Consider the following 24,269-nt stretch of genomic DNA (forward strand, 5'->3'; position numbering starts at 1 on the left):
TCGCGGACGCTAAACATCACCCGGCGGCGACCCGAACTGGAAGCGGCGGCCGCTGATGCTTTCCGGAACGATGCGCACATAGTGCTCCTTCTCCGGCCTGGTCCACGGCAACACCTGCGCGCGCTCGGCCTCCTCGAGCTCCTCGGGGGTGCGCAGCGAGCGTGCCTTGCCGCGGATGACCACGCTCCATGCCTCGGCGACGTTGTGGTCGTCGACTTCGAAGAGCACCCGATTGTTGATCGCGGAGCTGACCAGTTTGGTTCCCTCCCCCGTGCGGAACAGCACGGTCCGGCGCTGCACGACGTAGTTGACCGGGAAGATGTCGGGCTGACCGTGCGCGTAGGTGACCAGCCGGCCCAGCGCCAGGCTGCCGAGGAGCTCCCAGCATTCGTGCACCGGCAGGATGTCGACTCCCTCATCGGTCATCGGATCGCCCCTTCCCGCGTGTGCCGATTCGTACCCGCAATTAGCCGCCGCCGCAACGTTATTGAAAAACCAATGGCTGAAGCGCCGGCCGAAGGTCCTCACTCTCGGGGACCAAAGTCGTTGAACCAGTGGCTTCTCGATGCTTCCCGTCGAGAATATGGGATATTGGGTTGGTCTGCCGCAATGTATTGTCAGACCGGCAGGAAAGGGCCCGTCATGGTCAAGGTGTTCCTGGTCGACGATCACGAAGTCGTCCGCCGCGGTCTTTCCGATCTGCTCGCTTCCGATCCCGATCTCCAGATCGTCGGCGAGGCGGGCACGGTTGCCGAGGCAAAAGCGCGGATACCGGCGCTGCAGCCCGACGTCGCCGTTCTCGACGTTCGCCTGCCCGACGGCAACGGCATCGAACTGTGCCGCGACCTCCTGGCGGATCACCCCGACCTGCGCTGCCTCATGCTGACGTCGTTCACCTCCGACGAGGCGATGCTCGAAGCGATCCTGGCGGGCGCCAGCGGGTTCGTCGTCAAGGACATCAAGGGCATGGAGCTTGCACACGCGATCAAAGAGGTGGGCGCGGGTAAATCGCTGCTGGACAATCGGGCGGCCGCCGCGCTGATGGCGAAGCTGCGCGGCGCGACCACCCGCGACGACCCGCTGTCCGGGCTGACCGAGCAGGAAGGAATCCTGCTCGGGCTGCTCAGCGAAGGGCTGACCAACCGGCAGATCGCGGCGCGGATGTTCCTTGCGGAGAAGACGGTGAAGAATTATGTGTCCCGATTGTTGGCCAAATTGGGCATGGAGCGCCGCACCCAGGCCGCGGTGTTCGCATCGAAACTGAATCAGCGGTCCGGCCCACCGTCGATGTCACCGGACTGGTCGGGGTGAGCGGCGACGAAAACGGCTCGGCGTTCGCGGACTCGGGCGGCGCGGGGCTGGTCACCAAGTTGCACGCCCAGACGAGTTGCTGGACGCGCGCGATCAGATAAAGCGATTGCTGCGGGTGATCGTCGAGACCGGTGCGGGCCTCGATCGCGACGCTGCACCGGACATCAGTGCGGCAAGGGAAATCGATGTCTGAAAACCAAGGCTGTTACCGCCCAGCAGTTCACCCGCGATTGGCGGAGGGCTCGACGCGTTCGTGTGCGGTCAGCATCAGGTGGTCGAACTCGGACTGCGCGTTCAGCGGCAGACCGGCACGGCGGAAGTCTTCGGCGATCCGCTCTGCCAGCGGCCGCAGCTTGATATTCGCCTCCTGGGACAGCCATTTGAGCAAATCGAAGGCCGCGCTTTCGCTGATGCCGTAGATCAGCATCAGCATGCCCTTGGCTTGTTCGATGCCGGCCCGATTCTCGCTGATTTCAGCGATTTTCGCGCTCATCTCGTCCTCGCGCATTCGTTCGCGCGGTTCGGAGACGTCGATGTAGAACCCGTGGGTTCCGATCACGTCACCGTCGTCGTCGAGGATCTGGTCGCCGACGACGACGACATGATGCACGTCCCCCCGGGTATCGACGATCCGATGCTTGGTGCTGAACGCCTGGTGCGTTTGGATCATTTGATCGATGGTGGCCGAGACGTGTCCGCGGTCGTCGGGATGCTTGTGCGACAGCACCAATTCGGTGGTCGGAGTGACACTGCCGGGCTCATACCCGTGCATGCGCTGCACTTGTTCCGACCACTCCCAGCGTTGGTCGGCGAAGTAAAACCGAAACCAGCCCGCGGGTTGTGCCGCGCCGCCGGCCAGCGCCCGTTCAACGTTGGCCGTTTGGCCATCGAGTTCCCATTTCATGGTGTATCCGGTCTCCCTGGCGGCACCGGGCGAGTCGCCCCAGCGGCGGCCTGGGGCCGGCGGCGGGCGGCGGTCGGGGGAGTTGACCGCCGCCCGGTCCGCCGGTCGGTCAGGCGTTGATGACCTCGCGCTCCGGGGCGCTCTCTCGGACGGCCCGGGGTGTGTCGCCGCGGCCGACGGCGATCTTGCGCGGCTTCGCCTTCTCGGCCACCGGGACATGCAGGCGCAGAACGCCTTCGGCGTACGAGGCCTCGATCTTGTCGGTATCGAGATTTTCGCCGAGCACCAACTGGCGGCTGAACACCCCGCGCGGCCGCTCGGTGGCCAGCATCTCGCGGTTGGGATCGACGGCCGGTCGTTCGGCGCGCACGGTCACAACGTTGCGCTCGATGTCGATGTCCAGCGAATCGGCATCGATGCCAGGCAGATCGAACTCAACGACGAACTTCTCGCCTTCGCGCCAAGCGTCCATCGGCATCACCGCCGGCCGGGCTGCGGTACCGAGGACCTGGTGGGCGAAACGGTCGAGCTCACGGAACGGGTCTGAACGCATCAGCATGGTGGTCACCTCTCACTCCGATCTAGGCTGTGGGTCGGCAATTTCCTATGTCTAATGACATAGATTTGATATAGCATTCTCGACAGAATGATGCAAGTGTGCTAAATAGATTTTCTGAGTCGGTAGCTGGAGGAGATGGATGATGGCTGACCACCGCGGCGACGCGGACGCCCCTTCGTCCGACCATGGTGTGTACGGCATCTCGGTGGCCGCCGAATTGTCCGGGATCGCGGTCCAGTCGCTGCGCCTCTACGAGCGCTACGGATTGATCACACCGGCCCGCAGCCGCGGCGGAACTCGCCGCTACAGCGCGGACGACCTGGTGCGCCTCAGGCGCATCAGCCAGCTGGTCGAATCCGGCGTCAACCTGGCCGGCGTCGGACGCATCCTCGACCTGGAGGACCACAACGCCACCCTGTCGGCGGCCAATACCGATTTGCGGTCCACCAACAGCACCTTGCGACAGGCCGCGAAAACTGCCGAACCGGGCACACCGTAGGGCCATCGCGGATTGCACCGGCCGTCGCCGGGTATTCATCCCGCTATGCCTTTGAGGAGAAGCGATGGGTGAGTTGACGGAAACCGGCGCTCAGGTCGCCGACAGCGCACGGCAGGAAGCGGACGCCTACCGCGGCGACAACGACCGGCCGCTGGGCGGCTACCTGGCGGTATTGGTCGTCTATGGCGTCGTCGTGGCGGGTGCGGTGTTGGCCGCGCTGATCAGCGGGCGCAGACTGCCGACGCGCTGGCGTATCCAAGACCTGGTCCTGCTCACTCTGGGCACCCACAAACTGTCGCGCACCCTGGCCAAGGATGCGGTGACGAGCCCGCTGCGAGCCCCCTTTACGCACTATGCGGGCACGGGTGGACCGGCCGAAGTCCGGGAAGAGGTCCGGGAGCAGAGCCAGCTTCGGCACAGCCTGGGGGAGCTGCTGACCTGCCCCTTCTGCCTGGACATGTGGGTCGCCACGGGGTTCGCCATCGGCCTGGTGTTCGCGCCTCGGTTCACCCGGCTGATCGCGGGGGTGTTCAGCGCACTCACCGGTGCTGACTTCCTTCAGCTTGCCTACGCCATGGCGCAACAGTCGGCCGAAGGCTGACTTCGGTCGGGTTGGGGTCAGCTCGTCTTCGGCATCGGAATGCCTTCGCTTGCAGTGAATTGTGCGTCGTCATCGGAGGACAACCCGATCGATACGACCGAGCGGGTGAACAGCGTGTCGGTCAGGTACGCCAGCCACACGGCCCACCGATTGACGCCGCGAGGAATCGCGTACAAGTGGTAAGACCTGGTGACCGCCTTGGCCGGCAACCCGGACAAATGAATGTTGAGCGGATTGGCCACCGCGTAGCGCGGGCCGAGGTCGACCACCAGGCCGAGGTTGCGGTGCTTGTATTCCTTGCTGCTGCCGTAACCGAGGCTGGCGGCGACGTTGCGGGCCAGCGCCTTGCCCTGCCGGGTCGCGTGTTGGGCGGTCGGCGGCGTGACCTCTCCCGGTTGGGTCAGATCGGGCACCGCGGCCGCGTCACCGGCCGCGAACACATCGGGGTGATCGGGTACCTGCAGGTCGGCCTGCACCGCGAGCCTGCCTTTCTCGGTCGGTAGTCCTAAGTTCTGGATCAACGGCGCGCCGGTCACCCCTGTCACCCAGGCGATCGTGCGCGTTTCGACGCGCGAATCATCGCTGAGCACAACGTGATCGGCGTGTGCCTCCTTGAGGGTGATGCCGAGCCGGACATCGATGCCGCGCTTGCGTAACACTTTGAGCGCGGCATCACCCAGCCTCTTGCCCACCTCGGGCATCACCTGGTCAGCCAGGTCCAGCAGCAAGAACCGCACCTCGGCGGGGTTGAAGCTCATTTGTTTGGCCGCGGCGTCGGCCAGCGCCCGCAGCTGCGCCACCAGCTCGGTGCCCGAGTAGGACGCACCCACCACTACTACGGTGCGCCGGGCCGCGGCGATGCGGGGATCGTCTTCGATGTTGGCCAGCTCGAGCTGTTCGATGAAATGGTCTCGCAGGTATAGGGCCTCGGCGGTGGTCTTCAAACCGCGCGCGTGTCTGGCGAGCCCGGGGACGTCGAACAACCGGGTCACCGAGCCGGGCGTCAGCACCAGGCGATCCCAGGACATGGAATGGCTGCGCTCTTCGGGATCGCAATAGGTCAGCGTGCGTTGCGCGAAGTCCACGCTGTCCACGCGACCGCGCACGGCCCGGACACCCTTGAGCGAATTGGCAAGTGGCACAGCGACAAAGCGGGCGTCGACGACACCGCCGGCGACGTCGGGCAGCAGCGGCGTGTACAGCATGTAGTCGACCGGCGAGATTATCGTGATGTCCACGGCGGCACGGCGGCGATGCAGAATTCGGACCAGCCGCCGCGCACAGGTGAATCCGGTGAAGCCGCTTCCCACGATCACAATGGAGGTCACCGACCCGAGTGTAGGCGACATTTTCGAGTGGGCCGTGGCCCGCGCGCGTCCGTCTGGCCGGCCGTCGCGGAAGCCCTTGGCCGTCAACGCTTTATGATTTCGTGCTACTCCGAGAAGGTGCTGACCCTTTTGCCGCGCGGCAAAAACGCACCCCGTCCCGCATCCGTTCGCTATCTGGCCTTGCGCTTCGTTGAATGGCTCCTACACTTATCAATGCCACTTCGACGCTTGCGAGAAAGGGGCTCTGGGGCCCGAAGGCCTCGGGGGTGACGTTCATGCGAGACGGAAGCGCCACGATCGTCAATCAGCTCGTCGAGCTGGTGACAAACCTGGAGCGGGAGAACAGCGACACCGCGGCAGGCCTGCACGAGCTGATCAATAGCGGCGTGGACCACGTGACCGGCTCCCAGTATGCCGGGATCACCTTGGCCGAGAGGAGCAAGTCGGTCAGTAGCGTGGTCGCCACCCACCGCTATCCCATGGTCCTCGACGCGATTCAAGACAGATGCAGCGAGGGACCCTGCCTGGCCGCCGCGTGGGAGCACCACGTCATGCACATCGCCGACCTGCATGCCGAACAGCGCTGGCCGCGCTACCGGCGGCATGCGCTCGCGCAGACCCCGGTCCGTTCCATCCTGTCGTTCGAGTTGTTCGTCAACGGCGGCAGCATGGCCGCGCTCAACTTCTATGCCGACCGTCCGCACGCATTCAACGAGGAATCGGTGGAGTTGGGCACGGTGTACGCCACCCATATCGCATTGGCCTGGTCGATGATGCGCCGGCAAGACCAATTCCGCAGCGCGCTCGCCTCGCGAGACATCATCGGCCAGGCCAAGGGGGTGGTCATGGAGCGCTTCAACCTCGATTCCGTCGAAGCATTCGGACTGCTCACCCGACTTTCGCAGCAATCCAACATCCGGCTGGTCGACGTCGCCGCCGCACTCATCGACAGCGAGCATCCGCTCAAACATCGCCAGTGCTAAAGGCCGTACCCGACACCGGTTTCCGTGCGAGTCGATCTTCGGAACCGGTCGTCGCCGCTGTGGGAGGCTAACGTCGCTGAGCCCGGGTCGCGGCGACGCCGTTTCGACGGGTTCCAGACGGGTATCGCCCCTCACATGAAGGCAGTCACGTGGCACGGCAAACGGGATGTACGGGTGGATTCGGTGCCCGATCCGAAGATCGAGCAGCCCACCGACGCGATCATCGAGGTCACGTCGACCAACATCTGCGGGTCCGATCTGCACCTGTACGAGATCCTCGGGGCATTCATGAATCCCGGGGACATCCTCGGGCACGAACCCATGGGCATCGTGCGGGAGGTAGGCACGGAAACGGGCGACCTGCGGGTGGGCGACCGGGTAGTCATTCCGTTCCAAATCTCCTGCGGCAGTTGTCATATGTGCGGGCAGAAGCTCTACACCCAATGCGAGACGACCCAGGTGCGCGATCAGGGCATGGGCGCTGCGCTCTTTGGCTATTCGGAGCTGTACGGCTCAATCCCCGGCGGACAGGCCCAGCTGCTGCGCGTTCCGCAGGCACAGTTCACTCACATCAAAGTCCCTGTGGGACCCCCGGATTCGCGGTTCGTTTACCTGTCGGACGTGCTACCCACCGCGTGGCAGGCGGTCGACTACGCCAATATCCCGGACGGTGGCTCGGTCGCCGTGCTCGGGCTGGGCCCCATCGGGGACATGGCCGCGCGCATCGCCGACCACCTGGGTTACCGCGTCATCGCCGTCGACCTGGTGCCCGAGCGGCTGGGCCGCGCGGCGAAACGCGGAATCCACACCATCGACCTCGGGCGGCTGGACGCCTCGCTCGGTGACGCGATCCGCGACCTGACCGACGGCCGGGGAACCGACTCGGTCATCGACGCGGTCGGCATGGAGGCGCACGGCTCGCCGGCGGCCAAACTGGCGCAACAGGTCGCGGGGTTGCTGCCCGATGCGCTCGGCAAGCGGGTCATGCAGACCGCGGGCGTGGACCGGCTGTCCGCCCTGTACTCCGCCATAGACATCGTGCGGCGCGGCGGCACCATCTCGCTGATCGGCGTCTACGGTGGTATGGCCGACCCGCTGCCGATGCTCACCCTGTTCGACAAGCAGCTGACCCTGCGGATGGGACAGGCCAACGTCAAGCGCTGGGTCGACGACATCATGCCGCTGCTCACCGACGAGGACCCGCTCGGCGTGGACAGCTTCGCTACCCACGTGCTGCCCCTGGACGAGGCGCCGCATGCCTACGACATCTTTCAGAAGAAGCAGGACGGTGCGGTGAAGGTCATACTGACGCCGTGATCGGGTATGCCCCAAGGCTTTCCGGTGAGTCACGGCAGTGCGGGGCGCGGTGCACAGTTTGACGGCCAGGTAGGCAGGGTATTGATTGCGCCATGACCACCGCAGACGCTCTCGCCCCCACGCCCACCGGAGAGGTGTGGCCGGGCAGGGCCTACCCGCTGGGCGCCACATATGACGGCGCGGGCACCAATTTCGCCGTGTTCAGCGAGGTGGCCGAACGGGTGGAGTTGTGTCTGTTCGACGCCGACGGCACCGAGAGCCGCGTCACCCTGCCGGAGATCGACGGCTTCATCTGGCACGCGTACATCCCCAACATCGAACCGGGCCAGCGCTACGGCTACCGCGTGCACGGTCCGTACGACCCGAAGGCGGGGCTGCGATGCAACCCGAACAAGCTGCTGGTGGACCCATACTCGAAAGCCATCGACGGCTCGTTCGAGTGGAACCAGTCGCTGTTCAGCTACAACTTCGGCGACCCCGACAGCCGCAATGACGACGACTCGGCGGCCAGCATGCCCAAGTCGGTGGTGATCAACCCCTACTTCGACTGGGGCAACGATCGGCCGCCGGACCACCAATACGCCGACACCGTCATCTACGAGGCGCACGTCAAAGGCCTGACCCAGACCCACCCCGACATCCCCGAACCGCTGCGCGGCACCTACGCCGCGGTGGGGCACCCGGTGATCATCGAGCACCTCCAAAGCCTCGGTATCACCGCCATCGAGCTGATGCCGGTGCACCACTTCGCCAACGACTCCACCCTGGTCGACAAGGGGCTCTCGAACTACTGGGGGTACAACACGATCGGATTCTTCGCACCCGACTTCAAGTACTCCAGCGCCACCACGGCGGGCGGGCAGGTCCAGGAATTCAAGGCCATGGTCCGCTCGCTGCACGAGGCCGGCATCGAGGTCATCCTCGACGTGGTCTACAACCACACCGCCGAGGGCAACCACCTGGGTCCCACCCTGTCGATGCGCGGCATCGACAACGCCGCCTACTACCGGCTGGTCGACGACGACAAGCAGTACTACATGGACTACACCGGCACCGGCAACAGCTTCAACGTCCGGCACCCCCATGCACTGCAGCTGATCATGGATTCGTTGCGCTACTGGGTGACTGAGATGCACGTCGACGGCTTCCGCTTCGACCTGGCCGCCACCCTCGCCCGCGAGTTCTACGATGTCGACCGCCTGTCAACGTTTTTCGAACTGGTGCAACAGGATCCGACCGTCAGCCAGGTCAAGCTCATCGCCGAGCCCTGGGACGTCGGCCCGGGCGGATACCAGGTGGGCAACTTCCCGCCACAGTGGACCGAGTGGAACGGGAAGTACCGCGACACCGTCCGCGACTTCTGGCGCGGCGAGCCCGCCACCCTCGACGAGTTCGCCTACCGGCTCTCCGGATCGGCGGATCTCTACGAGCACACCGCGCGTCGGCCGGTGGCATCGATCAACTTCGTCATCGCCCACGACGGCTTCACGCTGCGCGACCTGGTGTCCTACAACGAAAAGCACAACGAAGCCAACGGCGAAGACAACAACGACGGCGAGAGCCACAACCGGTCCTGGAACTGCGGAGCCGAGGGGCCGACCGACGACGAGCGGATCAACGAGTTGCGCGCGCGCCAGCAGCGCAACTTCTTGACCACGCTGCTGTTGTCCCAGGGCGTGCCGATGATCTGCCACGGCGACGAACTCGGTCGCACCCAGAACGGCAACAACAACGGCTACTGCCAGGACAACGAGCTCACCTGGATCGACTGGGACAGCGCCGATGTCGGTCTGCTCGAGTTCACCCGGATCGTCTCGGCGTTGCGGGCCGAGCACCCGGTGTTCCGCAGGCGCCGATTCTTCTCCGGCAAGCCGTTGGGCCGGCGCGGTCAGGACGGACTGCCGGACATCGCGTGGTTCACCCCCGAGGGCACCGAGATGACCGACGAGGATTGGGGCGCCGGCTTCGCCAAATCGCTCGCCGTGTTCCTCAACGGTCATGGCATCCCCGACCGTGATCCGCGGGGACAGCGGGTGCTCGACGACTCCTTCCTGCTGTGCTTCAACGCCCATTACGAGCCGATCGAATTCACCTTGCCGCCGAAGGAATTTGGTGCTTCCTGGCGGATTGTGGTCTTCACCGGACGCGGAGAGGAAACCCCGGCCGACGAAGTGCCCGGCGGAGGAACGTTCACCGTCGACGCGCATACCGCCGTGGTGCTGCAGGCGCCCGACGCCGCCTGAGCTCGTTGACACAAATCCGCCCGAACGTTACGTAGCGCTTCGCCTGCCGATACGCTGTGGCTGCAGCGAGGTCGTTACAGGAGAGGGCGAATATGTCAAGGACAGTGGTGGTCGGCGCCTCCAGCGGGCTGGGGCGTTGCATAGGCGTCGGTCTTGCGCTGCGCGGCGATCAGGTCGCGCTGCTGGCCCGCCGCCGGGAGCGCATCGAGGCCGCGGCGAAGGAGGCCGGCCCGAACGCCATCGCCATCGAATGCGATGTCACCGACCAGGCATCCTGCCGCTCGGCCATCGACCATGCCGCCGACGCCCTCGGCGGCATCGACAACATCGTCTACACGCCCGCCGTCGGGCCGCTGGTCCGCTTGGTGGACACCGAAGCCGACACGTGGCGGCGCATCTTCGACACCAACGTGATCGGCGCATCGTTGGTGACCGCCGCGGCGGTCCCGCACCTGACCGCGTCGGCCGGTAAGGCGGTGTATCTGTCCTCCGACGCCGGCACCTTCGGGCCGCCGTGGCCGGGTCTGGGTGCCTACGGCGTCAGTAAGGCCGCCCTGGAACGGCTCGTGGAAGCGTGGCGAGCCGAGCACTCCGACATCGGTTTCACCAACCTGATCGTCGGGGAGTGCGCGGGCGGCGAGGGTGACGGCCAAACCGGCATGAACCAGGGCTGGGACATGGACCTGGCGATGAAAGCGGTGCCGCTGTGGTCGGCACGCGGCTGCATGCCCGGCAAGCTGATGCCCGTCGAGGACCTCGTCGACGTGGTCCATACCATCTTGCGCACCAACGCCTCGACGTCGATGCCGCTCGTGGTGGCCCGCGGGGCGCCGGCCAGCCCCGCCGCCTTCGCCGAGGCCAACCAGTCTTAACGCCGGGCGAGCTTCTCCTTGGCCAGGTCGGTCAGGAAGCGCGCGGTCGACGTGGGCCGGAAGGCCAGGGCCGCCTCGGTGAGCGCGTCACGTGATGCGGTGGGCAGCTCGATGTCGGCGGCGGCGACGTTGAACTCGAGCTGCTCGACGCTGGAGGCGCCGGGAATGGCCACCACGTTCGGATAGCTGATCAGCCAGGCCAGCGCCACCTGCGCCGGCTTGGCGTCGACGTCCTTCGCGACGTCGCGCAGCAGCTGCAGCAGCGGCTCGACGCGGCGCAGGTTTTCGGTGCCGAACAGCGAGTTCACCGCCCGCACGCCACCCGGGCGGTTATCGACGCCGTACTTGCCGCCCAACAAACCCTGTTCCAGCGGGCTGTAGGCGATCACGATGCGGTTCTCCCGCTCGGCGAACGGCACCAGGTTCTTCAGCGCCTTCGGGAAGGCGAGCGAAAAGTGCACCTGGTTGCTGACCACCGGCCGGCCGAGCGCGGCGTCGGCCTTCTGCCACCGCTGCAGCGGATAGTTCGAGACGCCGGCAGCACCGATCTTGCCGCTGTCGAGCAGATCGCGCATGCCCGGCATGATCACCGAATCCGGCACCACCGGGTTGGGCTGATGAATCTGGTAGAGCGGGATCCGGTCCAACCCCAGCCGCTGCGCGCTGGCGCGGGCGCGCTGCTTGACCACGGCGGGGAACGGAGCGACCGGCATGATCTTGCTGGCCACCACGACGTCCGCGCGCTCGTCGCCGAGGGCCTCGCCCAGGATGCGCTCACTCTTGCCCAGGCCGTACACCTCGGCGGTGTCGAACAGCGTCACCCCCAGGGCGCGGGCGCGGCGCACGATGTCGCCCGCCGCGCCGGCGGCGTAGCTGTCCCCGTAACCCCATTCGCGCGAACCGAACTGCCAGGTGCCCAGGCCGATCCGGCTGACTCGGCCCATCCCGTCGACGTCGACAAATTTCATGTGGTCAGCGTAGTGGCGATCGCAAGCGCGGCAGGGCCGGGCGCCGCGGGTCGCCACGCATGAGCCACCAGTGGACCTCCGATCCGCGTCGGTCGTCAGCCGGGGATCTTGCCGAGGATGTAGTTGGCGATGCTGACCGCCGCGGCGCGGGGTGGCGCACTGTCCGTGGTGCCGTTGGCGGACACGCTCAGGTCGATGACGACGTTCGCCTTGGCCGCGATCGCGCGTGCCGTGCGGACCTGGATGGTTTTGGGCGTCAGATCCAAGGTGGTGATGCCGTTGCCCGCGTCGGCGGGCTCACTGAGCGACATCGCGATCGGCTGCCCACCGGGAGCGGTCACGGTGACCGTGGAGCCGCCGCACCGATGCCATCCCGACAGCAAGGCGGCCAACTGCGTCTGGGCCGCGGCCTGATCGCGGAATGCCGCCACGCCCTCGATGACCTGCATCGACTTCAGCATGCTGCGCGTGTCGGTGAACTGTCCGGCGTGATATCCGGCCAGTGGCCCCGGGGTGTAGGCGTCCGGGCTGCCGGCGGCGATGCTTCCCCAGCACTCCGGGCGGTCGATGCTGCCGTCGTCCGCGGAGCGGCCGGGGCTGTTCCGGGTCGGCCCGAGGTCGAGGTTCGCATCGCCGGTGATGTTCCGCAGGGCGTCGAGCCCGGGCAACAGCGTGGCGATGGTCTCCGGCGGGACCGTGGGCGGCGGCGGCCCGGCCGCCGCGCTGGAGTCGGCCGACGTCCGCTGCGGGGAGGTCGAACTGGTTAACGTGGCCCATCCGGCCAGCGCGACGACCGCCAACAGGATGAAGATGTACGACAGCGTCACGCCTACCAGCGCACGGTCACGGCCGAGTTCGCCCGTGCGGCGGATCTGCGCCAGGCCGAGATGTCCCAGAATCGCTCCCGCGGGCGCGAAGAGGAACGCGAAAACCAGCGACAGCGTCGCCATGGCGTTGACCGGCGGGCGGTAGGGCGCGGGCGGTGGCGCAAATGGCGAGGGGGCGGCGGCGGGTAGCTCGTCGGGCAGCTCCTCGTCGGGCGGCGGGACGCGACCGAGCGGGTCATAGCTCAGCGGGTTTTGCCAATACGGCTCCTGCGGGTTAGTCACCCCAGTTCCTCCTAAGCGGGAGAACCTGCCCGAAATGTAGCTGACGACAGGGCTTGGGAAAACCACGGTCGTCACAGGCGCGGTTTGGCGATGCTTACCACGTAGGGCGCCTGCGCGAAGGTCAGGTAGACCCGGTGCGGCCCGACGGCCATGCCCGAGAGCCGGGCCGCGCGGGCGTCCGGAGGCAGCCCCGACCGGTAATCAATGCTGCGCAGCACGGGGATGCGGCCGTCCGGGAAACCGGTGAAGCTTGCCGTTTCGAGTGTCACCAGTTCGTGGTCGGTGGCGGCATAGATCCTGGTGTCGTCGGTGCCGAGTTCGCGGATCGGCGACGGCAATCGCGTGCTGGCCAACACCTCCAATCCCTTTCCGCCGCGGCGCGAGTCGACGGCGCGCAGCGTGTGGTCGTCGTGGCCGGCGACGTAGCTGCGCGTCACCGCGGTGCCGTCACCCGCCGAGACCGCGACGTCGACGTCCAATGAGCCGCGTTGCGCCGCGGGCGAGGACGTCCCCTGAAAGTGACGGATGCCCGACGGACCGAATAGGTGGTAGTCGAGCTGGCGGCCCCTATTTGCGCCGTCGATGGTGTCCGCGCTGGTTCCGGTGAAGGCGGTGGGTAGGTTTCGGTACCCGTACTGATCCACCGGCGTCACCGCCTTCCCGTCCGCCGACAGCGCAAGCAGCATCCGCAACCCCGCATCCTCGGTCAGGTAGGCCGGCGCCGGTCCCGCGTCGAAATCGTTGACCTGGCGCAGGCTTTCCAGGTCGACCTCTGCCACCTTGCCCCGCTCGGGCTGCGGCACGAACACCACGCGTTCGTCTTTCCGGCTGATCTGCAGGTTGCGGCCGGCCGCCATGGGCGCGGAGAACCGCGTCTTGGCCTGGCCGTCATGATCTGCGGCGCTGGCCTCGGCCAACCGGTGATCGTCGGTGAGCGCGACCAGCGCACGCATGTGGTACGACCACACCGGTTCCTGCAACGCGGCACCGGCCCGCCAGAGTTGCACGTCGGGCGCGGCTTCCAACGACGCTCCGGGATGTGAACAGCCCGTGCTCAGCGCGGCCGCCGCGACCGCGCCGACGACTCCGCAGCGCAGCAGCGCCCGGATGCGCTGGCCAGTGCGCAAACCCAATCCGACGCCCATCGACCGCGAGCTCCTTTCGCCGTTTGTCCAGGACATACCCCGCGCGGCCACGGCCACACCCCGTTTGCCTCCCGGATTCGTCGGGTAGCCGTCACGGGAGCGCGCACAGCCCTGCGCGTCGAACCAAAGATGGGAGGGACACTGTGGCACCGATCGCCATCAAGTCGCCCACCGACGTGGTCGACTTCCTCGTCAGTCAGCACGAGCAGATCAAGGCGATGTTCGTCGAGACCCTCGCGGCCTCCGGAAAGGCCCGCGAAGACGCGTTCGTCGAGCTTCGGCGGCTGCTCGCCGTGCACGAAACGGCGGAGGAAGAGATCGTTCACCCTCGCGCCAAGCGGAAGATTCCCAACGGCGCCGCCGTGGTGGACAAGCGGCTGCACGAAGAGCACGAGGCCAAAACCGTTCTGCAGAAACTGGAAAAGCTCGACGTCGCCAGCGAGGAGTTCACTCGCGAACTGACGAAGCTGCGCGACGCCGTCGTCGAACACGCCGAGCACGAGGAGATTGACGAATTCGCCAAGCTGGGCGAGGAATTGAGTAGCGAGGAACTCGAACGCATGGGCCGCGCCGCCAAGCTCGCCGAGGCCGCCGCGCCCACCCGCCCGCACGCCGGGGTGGAATCCCAGGTGGCCAACCTGGCCGCCGGGCCATTCGCCGCGATGCTCGACCGGGCCCGCGACGCCATCATAGGCAAGGGCTGACAAAGCCACCCCTGGCGTGGTACCCCCGCTCGGTGGGGAGCGGGGGTACCACGCCCCCATCCTTCGATCGCCAAAGCTCATGGCCGCAACATCGAACGCACCCGGGGCCACCCGTTACCTCCCAGAGGCGCGCAACCTCGATGCGCTGCGCGATGCGGCCGAAACCTGCCATGGATGTTCGCTTTTCGAGGATGCCACCCAAACGGTGTTCGGCAGTGGGCATCCCGGCGCGCCGATCATGCTGGTGGGTGAGCAGCCAGGCGACCAGGAGGATCGCGCCGGCGAGCCGTTCGTAGGTCCGGCCGGGCGACTGCTCGCCCGTGCGCTCCAGGACGCCGGCGTCGACCCTGCGCTGGTCTATGAGACCAACGCGGTCAAGCACTTCAAATTCACCCGCAAGGGTGGCAAACGACGCATCCACCAAAAGCCCCGTCGCACCGAAGTGGTCGCGTGCCGGCCCTGGCTGATCGCCGAGATCGAGGCGGTGCGCCCGCAGGTCATCGTGTGCCTGGGCGCGACGGCCGCACAGTCGTTGCTGGGAACCACTTTTCGGGTGTCCACTCAGCGCGGGCAACGACTGCGGCTACCCTCGTCCGTGGACGTACACCTCACACCCGAGCCCAGCGTGGTGGCGACGGTGCACCCCTCGTCGGTGTTGCGCGACCGCAGCGATAAACGTGACGAGGTGTACAAGGCGTTCGTCGACGACCTGCGCAGCGCGGGTGCAAGCGTCGCCGGCCGCGGGTGAGTCGACCCCAGCGGGTCAACTCTTCTTGTGCGGCAGGAACTCCTGCGCCTTGGTCTTGAGGCCCACCTTGACAAAGCCCACCCGGTCTTCGTCGCCGGCCAGCACCGCCGTGGTCGCCGACTTGAACTGATCCCACGTCGCGTGCGGCGGGATGGGCGGCATGTCGGGATCCGTATACACGTCCAGGACGGTGGGACGGTCCGCGGACAACGCCTGGCGCCACGCGTCCGACAATTCCTCCGGATCTTTGATCGCCATGGCGTTCAGGCCGAGGCTGGCCGCGAAGGCGGCGAAGTCGATGTCCGGAAGGTTCTGGGACTCCGCGAATTTGGGCGCGCCGGCCATGGCGCGCATTTCCCACGTGACCTGATTCAGGTCGTTGTTGTGCAGGATCGCGATGATCAGACGGGGGTCTTTCCATTCGCTCCAGTACCGCTTGATCGTGATCAGCTCGGCCATGCCGTTCATCTGCATTGCGCCGTCACCGCTGAACACGATGACGGGCCGGTCCGGGTGGCCGAACTTGGCGCCGATGCCGTACGGAACACCGGGACCCATCGTGGCCAGCGTGCCCGACAGCGAGCCCCGCATGTCGCCGCGGAAGCGCAGATTGCGCGCATACCAGTTGGCGGACGAGCCGGAATCGGCTGCAACGATGGCATTTTCGGGTAACTGAGGGGACAGCTCGGAGAACAACCGCAGCGGGTTGACCGGGTCGGCGTTGACCATGGCTTCCTTCTCCATCGTCTCCCACCAGCGGGCGACATTCTTCTCGATGCCCTCACGCCACGAGCGGTCCTCCTTGCGGCGCAGGTGCGGGATCAGAGCCCGCAGTGCGGTCTTGGCGTCGGCCACAAGGTTGACCTCGTAGGGGTAACGCATGCCAACCATCCGGCCGTCGACGTCGATCTGCACCGCGCGGGCCTGACCGAATTCCGGCAGGAACTGCGTGTACGGGAAGCTGGAGCCGACGGTCAGCAGCGTGTCACAGTCGCGCATCATCTCATAGCTCGGCCGGGTCCCGAGCAATCCGATCGAGCCGGTGACCCAAGGCAATTCGTCCGACAGCACGTCCTTGCCCAGCAGCGCCTTTGCTGCGCCCGCCCCAAGCAGGTCGGCGACTTCGGCCAGCTCTTCGTGGGCGCCACGCGCGCCGGTGCCCACCAGAATGGCGACTTTCTTGCCGGCATTGAGCACATCAGCGGCCCGAGCGATGGCGGCGTCGCCGGGGGCGATGTTCGGGTACTCGATGCCGAGGCTGGAGGGCACCATCTTGAACGCGTGCTCGGGCGGCGAGTAGGGCAGCTCCTGAACGTCGCTGGGGATGATCAATGCCGTCGGGGCGCGCTGCGTCATCGCTATCCGGATCGCGCGGTCCAGTACGTTGGGCAATTGTTCGGGAACGGTGACCATTTGGAGGTAGTCGCTGGCGACGTCTTTGAACAGGGTCAGCAGGTCGACTTCCTGCTGGTAGTTACCGCCCATTGCGCTGCGATTGGTCTGACCGACGATGGCCACCACCGGAACGTGGTCGAGTTTGGCGTCGTAGAGGCCGTTTAGCAGGTGGATCGCGCCGGGGCCCGACGTGGCGGCGCAGACCCCGACCCGGCCGGTGAATTTTGCGTATCCGACCGCCTCGAAGGCGCTCATCTCCTCGTGGCGCGACTGGATGAACTTGGGCTTGTTGTCCGCCCGCCCCCATGCCGCAAGCAGTCCGTTGATGCCGTCGCCGGGGTAGCCGAATACATGCTCAACACCCCACGCCCGCAAGCGCTCCAGCAGATAGTCGGAAACCTCTTTTTTAGACATGTTTTCCCTCCTCAGACGGTTCTACAGCGCTGGCGGATGGGCGTGTGTGGCTATTGTTTGAACCACCTGCATGGCAGCGCCGCCGAATCGCGGGCCAACCGATGGCGGTTGCCGCTGACAGGCGTGACCAAGGCAGGCTGCCGCCGCGCGGACGGCTTGGGCACTTCCCACACGGGCCTGTCTACCCGCAATCACCGGGGTTATGCGCGCAAAAGCGGCGGTTCAGGCGACTCCCAGCCACCTTTCAGCCGACCATCGGTTCACGCCGATTCGGGCAGCGCAGACGGTCCATCCGCGCTGTGGCCCTTGGCCACTCGCCGGATCAGCATGCGGGTGGCCTTGTCCAGGATCTCCTGGGCCAGGTCGGGTTTTTTGGCGTGTTCGGCACGGCGCACCGCTGCGCCGATGGTCAGTCCCTGCTCGTAACCGGTGACGACGCGGGGGTCGACGTAGGAACCGCGTGCCACCGCCGGGGTGTTGCCCAACTCCTCGGCCACCTCTTTCATCACCGCCGATTCAACGCGCTTGGCCACCCGGCGGGAGAGGGCCGGGTCGGCGTCCGCGAAGGCTGCCGCGGCAAGTACCGTCCCGTGCCAGGTCCGCAGGTCCTTGACGGTGTATTCGTCACCGACGAGTTCTTTGAATCGGTCGTTTAGATCGGCGGCACGTATATCGACCCAGCCGGATGAGGTGCGGCACACCAGCAATCGCTCGGTGCGGTTGGACCGGCGCATCAGTGCCCGCACCGCACGGACGACTTCGGGATCCTCGATTTCCGCGGTGCGCCGGACCCCGCTCTTGGCCGGAAAATCGAACTCGACCGCGTCACGCCGCACCACCACATGCTCACACAACAGGGTGGACAGTCCGTAGGACTCGTGTTCCTCGGCGTATTGCTCGCCGCCGGCGCGAAAGTATCCGCGATCAAGCAGCCGCAGCGCGAGCGCCAACACCCGTTTGCGGGTCAGGCCCTTTCGCGTCAGATCTTTCGCGATCTCGGCGCGCCAGGCCGGCAGCCGTGTGGACAGTTCCAGCACGCGGTCGAACTTCTCCTCGGCGCGTTCCTGCTGCCAGGCGGAGTGGTACAAATACTGCCTCCGGCCGGCGGCGTCGACACCCACGGCCTGAATGTGGCCGTTGCTATACGGTGCGATCCACACGTTCTTCCAGGCCGGTGGGATAACCAGATCCTTGATGCGCTGCAGTGTTTGCGGATCGGACAATCGCTTGCCATCCGGCCGGTAATAGGCGAAGCCTTTACCGCGGCGCTTACGCGTGATACCCGGCTTGCTCAGCACGCTCCGGCGCAGCCGCATTGTTCACCCTCCAGTTCTGTTAGCTGACTGCACAATTACCCGCCACAGAACGTGTTCACACCACAGCACGCCGACATGGAAACGACCCGCCACGGCATTGTGGCGGGTCGTCTCGAACCCCGAATCAGCCGGCCATGAATTCCTGGTAAGCGGACTCCAGGTGTGGCGGCAGGGCGGTGACATTGCACTGCCGTTCGGTGTCGCCGATCGGTGCCAGGATGCCGCGCAGGTCGTTGTATTCCTGCGGGTGGGCGGTGAAATAGCTGCGCAGGCTCGACTCAGCCTGCGGCCGCGGCTGCCCGTAGGCCGCCGTCACCACCTGGTTCGCCCCCGGGTGCGCCGCCAGGTACTGCTCCGCTGAGCCCTGCACCGAGGAAACGGTGTTGTTCACACCGGCGGGGCTGCAGTCGGGTGCAGCGGCCGCCGACGGCGCACCGAGGATGCCCATCGCCATTCCTCCGAGCAGGCAGCCGGCACTGACACCGGCCACTTTCCGGCGCGCGACAATACTGCTGATTTTCATGTTCTTTGATGTCCTTCGAAACGAAATGATTTTCTCTCGACAGAGGCTCCCGATCCTCGAAATCCAAAGTAGCCGAAGCCAACAGCGACGGTGTTCGCTGACGACGAACGCTGCGCGTCATTATCCAGCTTCTAACGGTCTTTCGCTAAGCGAACGATTAAACGATCCCCGAATCTTTAAGAAATGGTGCCCGCTCTTAGGGAATCGTGACCATGATCGTGACGCAATCGTTATCCGAACTGCGTCGTCTCTCGCTGCGTACGGCCACTTCGAGCCGATCCGGCTGGGCATGAAGGTCAGCCTGAGTCTATTGAGCGTGGGCTGGGTGGCCTTTGGTGCGCTTGCTGTTCCGTTCGTCCGGCCCGTCGCCGGACCTGCATCCGCAGGACTGTTGCACCCCGCAGGTTACGCGGCCGGCGCCCTCGGCGCGTCGGTCACCTTGCCAGCGGCCGGCGTGACTTTCGATTACTTCTCCTCGGAGACGTTGGTCATCATCACCGTTGAGATCATCGCGGGCCTGGCATTGCTCGTGCTGGCATTGCTCGTGCTGGCATTGCGGGGATTTCGTCTCGAGGCGGTTGGGATTTTTACGACGCGTCCACACCAAGAACATCAACGACTAGCTGCGCTCGCCGCCGCCGGCATGATCGTGGTCAGCTGTGCGCTAATGCTCTGGAACTCATCAGCTTCCACCTGATGCTCCGTCGCCGTCCGCCGAGCGGTGTCCGTTGGTGCTAGGGGGAGCCAGGGTTTGCAGCCACGTGTCGACGTCGGGACCGACGACTATTGCCTGACCGGGAGCCAGTAGCGCTCCGGCGCCCAGGGCGGTGACCGCGGGCTCTACGGTTCGCACCTGTCGACTATCACCTTGCAGGGCAAGCAGTTTGGATGTCAGATCGGGTAGTCGGATGATGTCCGGACCGGTGATGGTGCGCGGTGCGTGTACCTGCCCCAGGGCCGCCTCGACCATCACGTCGGCGACGGTGTCGGCGGCGATTGGTTGAATCAACCAGTCCTCGACGATCACCTCATCGGCGTTACAGGTGACGGCGTCGTCGTCGGTGGCGAACTCGTACCACTGCGTCGACTTGACGACCGTCGTCGGCACCGGACCGTCGAGCAGGATGTCCTTGGCCTTCCGCTTGGCTTCGTAATAGGCGAAGCCGTCGAACACGGGATCCTCGATTCCGGCGATCGTCGACACCACGAGACGCTCCACTTCCTGCGTGGCACAGGCGGCGATGATGTTGCGGGAGGCTGCCACCAGGGTGTGGCCGATATCGGACCGGCCGTCGGGAGGCACCGGGTTGGACACGTCGATGGCGACGTCGACACCCTCGAGCGCGCGCGAAAGGCCTGGTCCGTCGAACAAATCGACGCCATGCTCACGCGAAATCTTCACTACCGCGACGTCGCGCGCCCTCAAGCGGGCGACAATGCGGGAGCCAGCGGTGCCGGTCGCTCCGATCACGGCGACAGTGGTCAGTGCTCTCACCCCCTTCGGCCCTGCTACTACCCAGCACTGCCACGTTGAAACGGACCCATTCGGCTGGCGGATACGTCAAGTTCGGCCTCAACCATTGCCGGCGTGATGACGCGCACATCACCCATCCGCTGTCCAGGCGCAACGCGTACCGCGCGCGTTTGACGGGCCGGGCGGTGGGAACGCCGTAGGTGCCATCGAGCGCAAGCTCGGCAATCACGAGAGGGAGGTCGAACCCATGGGCGATGACAAGAGCGGGCCAGAGGAAGCGGTCAAGGGCACCGTCGAGGGCGTGAAGGGGAAGGCCAAAGAGGTTGGCGGGGCCGTGCTCGGTCGCGACGACTTGCACAGAGAGGGCCAGGCCCAGCAGGACAAAGCCGACGCGCAACGCGATGCGGGCAAGAAGGAAGCCGAAGCTGAGTCGGCGCGGGCCGGCGCCGACGCTGCCGAAGAGCGGCAGAAGGAGAACCAGTAGTCGTCGGCGTGGCAATCATCGCGGTCACCGACAAGGTAACTTCGGCCGACGACATCGAGTGGATTCTCGTCGCGGTGCGATCGGGCCGCCCCGATGGCTGACCTGTCAGACCCGCTGCAAATCCACGACCAGCGGACGGTGGTCGGAAATCGTCATCAGTTCTGACTGCACGGCGCGACCGCGCAACTGGTGGTCGTCGGTCAAGATGTGGTCGAGTTGGCGGTTGGGCGTGTCCGCGGGAAATGTCTGGGCGGCAGCCAAAGCACGCATGCCCGACCAGCGGCGCACCGCCTTCGGCGTCATGTTCAAGTCTCCGGTCAACAGCCGCGGCCCGGGGAAGCCGCGCAGGTCGTGAATCAGTCGACGTAGCTGGCGCCGATTCCAGCCCGGAACGAAAGACAGATGGGTGTTGGCCACCGTTAGTCCGCCCAGCGGGGTGTGCAGTTGTGCGATGACTGCGGCGCGCGGCTCCTCGTCGACCACCATCACCCGGTTGGGTCCCGGGAGGTACATCGGAAATCGCATCGGTATGCGGGGTAGCCGCACCACCTGCCAACTGGCGACGGGGTATCGGGACAACAGCGCGATCCCGTACGCGGCGGTGCCCGGTTGTTCGTGGCCGGTAGCGGCCATCCAGGTCGCGCCCGGCGTGCCCGAAATCGCCGCCACGAACCGGTGTTCCACCGCGCCCATGGCTTCGGCCGCGGCGGCGGTCAGGTCGGCGCGCTCGGAGCGCGGCTGCTCACAGTCGACCTCTTGCAGGCTCAGCACGTCCGGGTCAAGGCGCTGTACGCAATCGCGCAGCCGCGCGACGACGACTCCGTCACCGACGGTGCGCCCATGCAGGATGTTGAACGTCGCCACACGCACAGGTTTTCACCTACCCATTTTTGCCTCGTGCAGTCAGCGGTGTAACCGCGCTGCGGACTGTGTGCTACACACGCCGAATGGTGAGCATCCCGGCAGGAGCGCCGGGGTCACCGAAATACGACCTCGCCGACCGCGCGCAAACGCGGGAGCACGCAACCCGGCAACCTGGGCGCAGCTCGGTCGCCGCTGCGCTCGAATTGACTTCGATAGCATTGCGCGGCCCGCCGTTTGCGTTCCGATGCCCAACCGGGTGCGGGCACCGAGTAGGCCCGGTCCCACGGCACGGCTTCGTCGGCAGGAAATGCCCAGTGCCACATCCAGACCGGATATTCCAGCAACGTCGTCCCGGTGAGCGTGCAGGCGGCCGCGGCCGCACGGCCCGCGGTTTCGTGGTCAGGATGCCCGTCGCCCCGCCACGTCGCCGCACACCAAGTGGGTCCGGCGTCGTCGAGGATCTGGGTCAGCTTCTCGGTGATCCTGTCCTCATGGTCCGCCAGCTCGCCGTCAGGAAGACCCAGCAGTACCGGGGGAGGGATGTTCAAAAGATTTGCTGCTCTGCGCAATTCGTAACGACGGATGGTCTCCATGCGAAGTCGCTCCGATGCGGACGTACCGGGCCGGGCCGCGCCGCCGTCGCTGAGGCAGACCACTTGGACGGGAATCCCGTTCGCGGCCAACTGAGTGATCGTGGCACCAAGGCCGAGAGTTTCGTCATCGGGGTGCGGGGCCACCACCACCAGCCGTGGGCATTCCGTCACATCCAGTGTCGGCAGCGGATTTTCCGCGAAAGCCGCCAGCCATAGCGGCGCCGGCGTGCCGCCGTGGGTGAGTGGCTTGGCCGCAAACCGTGTGCAGTTGCCCGCCGGCACGGTCTTCATGGGACCCGCATCCCCTGCTGACCCGCCAGGCAGCCGAGCTCGGCCAAGTCCCGCTCCGCATGGCTTTGCCGGATGTAGATGCTCAGATCGGCGACCCGTTGCGCGTGGCGGCCATCCTGGCACAGCGGGCCGGGGCCCAAAGCGCGTCCGGTGCGGGTGATGGCTTCGTCGACCGCGTGTTCCACCACCGTGCGGACTCGACGGGCAAGAAGCTGCGCGGTGCCGGCCCGGTCGAACGGGTCGTCATCGATCTGACTTGCGGCCGCCGACAGGATCGCCTCACCGGCGGCGAGCGCGGCGTCCACCGCGCCAAGGTGTGCCAGCGAGTACGCGTCCGCCGACTGGCTTGCGGCACAACGGTATAGCGGGTCAGCGACCCTGCGCGCACCACCCAGCCAACAGGCAGCCACACCGATCGCGCCATGCCAGAACCCGGGCCGCTCCAGATAGGCGTCGGGGTCGCCCACTGCGACGGCTTGAGTATTGGTGAACTGGACCGGCCTGGTATCACTGCCCGCCATGCCGGCGTTCCACCATGTGCTGGGCAACGCCCTGACGGTTGGGTCGGTCGCGGCGACCGCGAACAGCCCGAGCGTCCCGTCGTCAAGGCGCGCGGTCACCAGTGCGTGGCTGCAAAACCCCGCACCCGCACACCACACCTTGGTGCCGTTCAGCAAGAACGCGCCATCGTTGTCGGTGGCCGTCAAGGCGGCGTCCGGGGCCTCGGCCGCCCACACGCCCCACAATTGGCCCGCTTCGGGCGGTTTGCCACCCAACTCGTGAAGTATCGCCACCGCATCGACGTGGGCTTCGGCGATCCTGGCCGCCACGATGTCCTCTTCGGCCAGGCGCGCCAGCCGCAGCCAGCGTTCCGCCGTGCGCCCCGAGGCGGGAAGCGGCAACTCGAGTCTTCCGGACTCCAGCCAGTGCTCAACCAAACCCGCCGTCACGCGCAATCACCCGCCGCCGTTCTCCCCAATTGCGTGAGGTAGTCGGCGAATCCGTACGGGTCCCGAGCCTGGATTCGCTTCGACGTGATCACCGACAAGTCGGTGTCGCGATGTATGTGGTGGCCGGCGGCTTCGAACCGCTCGACCAAGTCGGCTTTTTCGCCGGTTGCCAACGTGCGAAAGCCGCCGACGTGCCAATATGCGCGCGCGCTGAAGCCCATGTCGCCGTCGATGAGCTGTTGGCGGCTCTGGCGGCCGCGCTCGCTTGCTTCGTAGCACCGCATGACGCCGACGACCACGTCGGCGCCTGACCGCAGCTGATGGATAAGCCAGCCGGGGTCCACCCGGCTCCCGGCGTCGGCGGTGGCAAACCAGCACCGGGCATCGGCGTCCAAAAGCGATCGCGCATAACCGAAGCCGACCGCGCGGGCCGTTCCCGTGTTGTGCGCGTCGACGCTGATGAAGTGCACGTCGGGCCCGTACTCACCGGCCAGTTCGTCGCTGCCGTCGTCGCAGTCATCCAGGACTACTACGATCGTGACGGGAATCGGCGCGCACAAGGCGGCGGTGAGCATCGCGCGCAGGCAGGCCGGCAGCTGTGCCCGCTCGTTGTGGGCAGGGATCACTACGGCGACGGCGTCATAAGCGCACGGCACGGCGGTGGACATAACCCC

At 66.2% G+C, this 24,269-nt stretch carries 26 protein-coding genes; 11 read left to right on the top strand and 15 right to left on the bottom strand.

Going from position 1 to position 24,269, the window contains the following annotated elements; all coding sequences use genetic code 11:
* Positions 1-9: 9 nt before the first annotated feature.
* On the bottom strand, positions 10-426 hold the full coding sequence (locus tag AC5Y4F_RS08320; protein WP_067931556.1) for a pyridoxamine 5'-phosphate oxidase family protein: 417 nt from the start codon (positions 424-426) through the stop codon (positions 10-12).
* 216 nt (positions 427-642) lie between these two features.
* Between AC5Y4F_RS08320 and AC5Y4F_RS08325 the strand changes: the two genes are divergently transcribed.
* The gene (locus AC5Y4F_RS08325) at positions 643-1,311 is read left to right on the top strand and encodes a response regulator (RefSeq protein WP_067931554.1); all 669 of its coding nucleotides are present in this window, start codon (positions 643-645) and stop codon (positions 1,309-1,311) included.
* Positions 1,312-1,531: 220 nt separating this feature from the next.
* On the opposite strand, the gene AC5Y4F_RS08330 is transcribed toward AC5Y4F_RS08325, so the two are convergent.
* Positions 1,532-2,215, bottom strand: coding sequence for a PAS and ANTAR domain-containing protein (locus tag AC5Y4F_RS08330; protein WP_067931552.1), 684 nt, complete (start codon positions 2,213-2,215; stop codon positions 1,532-1,534).
* A gap of 109 nt (positions 2,216-2,324) precedes the next feature.
* A complete protein-coding gene (locus AC5Y4F_RS08335; RefSeq protein WP_067931629.1) occupies positions 2,325-2,774 on the bottom strand; it encodes an Hsp20/alpha crystallin family protein in 450 nt (149 codons plus the stop codon).
* A 142-nt stretch (positions 2,775-2,916) separates the two neighbouring features.
* Between AC5Y4F_RS08335 and AC5Y4F_RS08340 the strand changes: the two genes are divergently transcribed.
* Together AC5Y4F_RS08340 and AC5Y4F_RS08345 are read left to right on the top strand one after the other, a co-directional pair.
* Positions 2,917-3,273: a MerR family transcriptional regulator gene (locus AC5Y4F_RS08340; protein WP_067931627.1), complete on the top strand. Its 357-nt coding sequence runs from the start codon at positions 2,917-2,919 to the stop codon at positions 3,271-3,273.
* 64 nt (positions 3,274-3,337) lie between these two features.
* Positions 3,338-3,874, top strand: coding sequence for a DUF1360 domain-containing protein (locus AC5Y4F_RS08345; RefSeq protein WP_067931550.1), 537 nt, complete (start codon positions 3,338-3,340; stop codon positions 3,872-3,874).
* A gap of 17 nt (positions 3,875-3,891) precedes the next feature.
* Here AC5Y4F_RS08345 and AC5Y4F_RS08350 read toward each other — a convergent pair whose 3' ends face one another.
* Positions 3,892-5,202, bottom strand: coding sequence for an NAD(P)/FAD-dependent oxidoreductase (locus AC5Y4F_RS08350; protein ID WP_067931548.1), 1,311 nt, complete (start codon positions 5,200-5,202; stop codon positions 3,892-3,894).
* A 275-nt stretch (positions 5,203-5,477) separates the two neighbouring features.
* On the opposite strand from AC5Y4F_RS08350, the gene AC5Y4F_RS08355 reads away from it, so the two are divergent.
* The 4 genes from AC5Y4F_RS08355 to AC5Y4F_RS08370 all read left to right on the top strand — a co-directional run bounded on the left by AC5Y4F_RS08355 (position 5,478) and on the right by AC5Y4F_RS08370 (position 10,617).
* On the top strand, positions 5,478-6,185 hold the full coding sequence (locus tag AC5Y4F_RS08355) for a GAF and ANTAR domain-containing protein (protein WP_067931625.1): 708 nt from the start codon (positions 5,478-5,480) through the stop codon (positions 6,183-6,185).
* Between the two features lie 135 nt (positions 6,186-6,320).
* Complete coding sequence (locus tag AC5Y4F_RS08360; protein WP_499995963.1) at positions 6,321-7,502, top strand: zinc-dependent alcohol dehydrogenase; 1,182 nt, start codon at positions 6,321-6,323, stop codon at positions 7,500-7,502.
* A gap of 92 nt (positions 7,503-7,594) precedes the next feature.
* Positions 7,595-9,745, top strand: a complete 2,151-nt coding sequence (gene glgX / locus AC5Y4F_RS08365; RefSeq protein WP_499995964.1) for a glycogen debranching protein GlgX — start codon at positions 7,595-7,597, stop codon at positions 9,743-9,745.
* A gap of 104 nt (positions 9,746-9,849) precedes the next feature.
* Entirely contained in the window at positions 9,850-10,617 is a 768-nt protein-coding gene (locus AC5Y4F_RS08370) for an SDR family oxidoreductase (protein ID WP_082947479.1), read from the top strand.
* On the opposite strand, the gene AC5Y4F_RS08375 is transcribed toward AC5Y4F_RS08370, so the two are convergent.
* The 3 genes from AC5Y4F_RS08375 to AC5Y4F_RS08385 form a co-directional block, all read right to left on the bottom strand.
* Positions 10,614-11,585 carry an aldo/keto reductase gene (locus AC5Y4F_RS08375; RefSeq protein WP_067931539.1) on the bottom strand — a complete coding sequence of 324 codons (972 nt, stop codon included), beginning with the start codon at positions 11,583-11,585 and terminating at the stop codon, positions 10,614-10,616. The genes AC5Y4F_RS08370 and AC5Y4F_RS08375 overlap by 4 nt on opposite strands.
* Before the next feature lie 95 nt (positions 11,586-11,680).
* Positions 11,681-12,694 (bottom strand): sensor domain-containing protein, encoded by a 1,014-nt coding sequence (locus tag AC5Y4F_RS08380; protein WP_499995966.1) that lies wholly within the window; start codon positions 12,692-12,694, stop codon positions 11,681-11,683.
* A 71-nt stretch (positions 12,695-12,765) separates the two neighbouring features.
* On the bottom strand, positions 12,766-13,839 hold the full coding sequence (locus tag AC5Y4F_RS08385; RefSeq protein WP_499995968.1) for a hypothetical protein: 1,074 nt from the start codon (positions 13,837-13,839) through the stop codon (positions 12,766-12,768).
* A 143-nt stretch (positions 13,840-13,982) separates the two neighbouring features.
* Here AC5Y4F_RS08385 and AC5Y4F_RS08390 point away from each other — a divergent pair, with 143 nt between their 5' ends.
* The gene (locus AC5Y4F_RS08390; RefSeq protein WP_067931533.1) at positions 13,983-14,543 is read left to right on the top strand and encodes a hemerythrin domain-containing protein; all 561 of its coding nucleotides are present in this window, start codon (positions 13,983-13,985) and stop codon (positions 14,541-14,543) included.
* Positions 14,544-14,622: 79 nt separating this feature from the next.
* Complete coding sequence (locus tag AC5Y4F_RS08395) at positions 14,623-15,291, top strand: UdgX family uracil-DNA binding protein (protein ID WP_067931531.1); 669 nt, start codon at positions 14,623-14,625, stop codon at positions 15,289-15,291.
* 15 nt (positions 15,292-15,306) lie between these two features.
* Here the strand turns inward: AC5Y4F_RS08395 and AC5Y4F_RS08400 are convergent, their stop codons facing one another.
* The 3 genes from AC5Y4F_RS08400 to AC5Y4F_RS08410 all read right to left on the bottom strand — a co-directional run bounded on the left by AC5Y4F_RS08400 (position 15,307) and on the right by AC5Y4F_RS08410 (position 18,939).
* Positions 15,307-17,100, bottom strand: a complete 1,794-nt coding sequence (locus AC5Y4F_RS08400; protein WP_067931529.1) for a thiamine pyrophosphate-requiring protein — start codon at positions 17,098-17,100, stop codon at positions 15,307-15,309.
* Positions 17,101-17,360: 260 nt separating this feature from the next.
* Entirely contained in the window at positions 17,361-18,416 is a 1,056-nt protein-coding gene (locus AC5Y4F_RS08405; protein WP_067931527.1) for a DNA topoisomerase IB, read from the bottom strand.
* 124 nt (positions 18,417-18,540) lie between these two features.
* Positions 18,541-18,939: a heme-binding protein gene (locus tag AC5Y4F_RS08410; RefSeq protein ID WP_067931525.1), complete on the bottom strand. Its 399-nt coding sequence runs from the start codon at positions 18,937-18,939 to the stop codon at positions 18,541-18,543.
* A 289-nt stretch (positions 18,940-19,228) separates the two neighbouring features.
* Here AC5Y4F_RS08410 and AC5Y4F_RS08415 point away from each other — a divergent pair, with 289 nt between their 5' ends.
* Positions 19,229-19,636, top strand: coding sequence for a hypothetical protein (locus tag AC5Y4F_RS08415; protein ID WP_499995970.1), 408 nt, complete (start codon positions 19,229-19,231; stop codon positions 19,634-19,636).
* On the opposite strand, the gene AC5Y4F_RS08420 is transcribed toward AC5Y4F_RS08415, so the two are convergent.
* Positions 19,622-20,434 carry an SDR family oxidoreductase gene (locus tag AC5Y4F_RS08420; protein ID WP_499995971.1) on the bottom strand — a complete coding sequence of 271 codons (813 nt, stop codon included), beginning with the start codon at positions 20,432-20,434 and terminating at the stop codon, positions 19,622-19,624. The two genes, AC5Y4F_RS08415 and AC5Y4F_RS08420, sit on opposite strands and share 15 nt — an antisense overlap.
* A 226-nt stretch (positions 20,435-20,660) precedes the next feature.
* Between AC5Y4F_RS08420 and mbp1 the strand changes: the two genes are divergently transcribed.
* Positions 20,661-20,897, top strand: a complete 237-nt coding sequence (gene mbp1 / locus AC5Y4F_RS08425; protein ID WP_067931520.1) for a microaggregate-binding protein 1 — start codon at positions 20,661-20,663, stop codon at positions 20,895-20,897.
* Between the two features lie 105 nt (positions 20,898-21,002).
* On the opposite strand, the gene AC5Y4F_RS08430 is transcribed toward mbp1, so the two are convergent.
* The 4 genes from AC5Y4F_RS08430 to AC5Y4F_RS08445 all read right to left on the bottom strand — a co-directional run bounded on the left by AC5Y4F_RS08430 (position 21,003) and on the right by AC5Y4F_RS08445 (position 24,263).
* Complete coding sequence (locus AC5Y4F_RS08430; RefSeq protein ID WP_067931518.1) at positions 21,003-21,767, bottom strand: endonuclease/exonuclease/phosphatase family protein; 765 nt, start codon at positions 21,765-21,767, stop codon at positions 21,003-21,005.
* A gap of 107 nt (positions 21,768-21,874) precedes the next feature.
* Complete coding sequence (locus tag AC5Y4F_RS08435) at positions 21,875-22,645, bottom strand: PIG-L deacetylase family protein (protein WP_499995973.1); 771 nt, start codon at positions 22,643-22,645, stop codon at positions 21,875-21,877.
* Positions 22,642-23,595 (bottom strand): acyl-CoA dehydrogenase family protein, encoded by a 954-nt coding sequence (locus tag AC5Y4F_RS08440; RefSeq protein WP_499995975.1) that lies wholly within the window; start codon positions 23,593-23,595, stop codon positions 22,642-22,644. The genes AC5Y4F_RS08435 and AC5Y4F_RS08440 overlap by 4 nt, the downstream gene beginning before the upstream one ends.
* Complete coding sequence (locus AC5Y4F_RS08445; RefSeq protein WP_499995976.1) at positions 23,592-24,263, bottom strand: glycosyltransferase family 2 protein; 672 nt, start codon at positions 24,261-24,263, stop codon at positions 23,592-23,594. The genes AC5Y4F_RS08440 and AC5Y4F_RS08445 overlap by 4 nt, the downstream gene beginning before the upstream one ends.
* Positions 24,264-24,269 lie beyond the last annotated feature (6 nt).

This window comes from Mycobacterium sp. NGS56 (genome assembly GCF_059812425.1).

What these genes read in the sequence shown, in the direction of transcription:
- AC5Y4F_RS08410 (WP_067931525.1), bottom strand. Translation starts at nt 18,939, where the DNA reads ATGAAAATCAGCAGTATTGTCGCGCGCCGGAAAGTGGCCGGTGTCAGT.
- AC5Y4F_RS08405 (WP_067931527.1), bottom strand. Translation starts at nt 18,416, where the DNA reads ATGCGGCTGCGCCGGAGCGTGCTGAGCAAGCCGGGTATCACGCGTAAG.
- AC5Y4F_RS08445 (WP_499995976.1), bottom strand. Translation starts at nt 24,263, where the DNA reads ATGTCCACCGCCGTGCCGTGCGCTTATGACGCCGTCGCCGTAGTGATC.
- AC5Y4F_RS08335 (WP_067931629.1), bottom strand. Translation starts at nt 2,774, where the DNA reads ATGCTGATGCGTTCAGACCCGTTCCGTGAGCTCGACCGTTTCGCCCAC.
- AC5Y4F_RS08330 (WP_067931552.1), bottom strand. Translation starts at nt 2,215, where the DNA reads ATGAAATGGGAACTCGATGGCCAAACGGCCAACGTTGAACGGGCGCTG.
- AC5Y4F_RS08395 (WP_067931531.1), top strand. Translation starts at nt 14,623, where the DNA reads ATGGCCGCAACATCGAACGCACCCGGGGCCACCCGTTACCTCCCAGAG.
- AC5Y4F_RS08320 (WP_067931556.1), bottom strand. Translation starts at nt 426, where the DNA reads ATGACCGATGAGGGAGTCGACATCCTGCCGGTGCACGAATGCTGGGAG.
- AC5Y4F_RS08385 (WP_499995968.1), bottom strand. Translation starts at nt 13,839, where the DNA reads ATGGGCGTCGGATTGGGTTTGCGCACTGGCCAGCGCATCCGGGCGCTG.
- AC5Y4F_RS08355 (WP_067931625.1), top strand. Translation starts at nt 5,478, where the DNA reads ATGCGAGACGGAAGCGCCACGATCGTCAATCAGCTCGTCGAGCTGGTG.
- AC5Y4F_RS08375 (WP_067931539.1), bottom strand. Translation starts at nt 11,585, where the DNA reads ATGAAATTTGTCGACGTCGACGGGATGGGCCGAGTCAGCCGGATCGGC.
- mbp1 (WP_067931520.1), top strand. Translation starts at nt 20,661, where the DNA reads ATGGGCGATGACAAGAGCGGGCCAGAGGAAGCGGTCAAGGGCACCGTC.
- glgX (WP_499995964.1), top strand. Translation starts at nt 7,595, where the DNA reads ATGACCACCGCAGACGCTCTCGCCCCCACGCCCACCGGAGAGGTGTGG.
- AC5Y4F_RS08360 (WP_499995963.1), top strand. Translation starts at nt 6,321, where the DNA reads ATGAAGGCAGTCACGTGGCACGGCAAACGGGATGTACGGGTGGATTCG.
- AC5Y4F_RS08435 (WP_499995973.1), bottom strand. Translation starts at nt 22,645, where the DNA reads ATGAAGACCGTGCCGGCGGGCAACTGCACACGGTTTGCGGCCAAGCCA.
- AC5Y4F_RS08345 (WP_067931550.1), top strand. Translation starts at nt 3,338, where the DNA reads ATGGGTGAGTTGACGGAAACCGGCGCTCAGGTCGCCGACAGCGCACGG.
- AC5Y4F_RS08340 (WP_067931627.1), top strand. Translation starts at nt 2,917, where the DNA reads ATGGCTGACCACCGCGGCGACGCGGACGCCCCTTCGTCCGACCATGGT.
- AC5Y4F_RS08400 (WP_067931529.1), bottom strand. Translation starts at nt 17,100, where the DNA reads ATGTCTAAAAAAGAGGTTTCCGACTATCTGCTGGAGCGCTTGCGGGCG.
- AC5Y4F_RS08325 (WP_067931554.1), top strand. Translation starts at nt 643, where the DNA reads ATGGTCAAGGTGTTCCTGGTCGACGATCACGAAGTCGTCCGCCGCGGT.
- AC5Y4F_RS08415 (WP_499995970.1), top strand. Translation starts at nt 19,229, where the DNA reads ATGAAGGTCAGCCTGAGTCTATTGAGCGTGGGCTGGGTGGCCTTTGGT.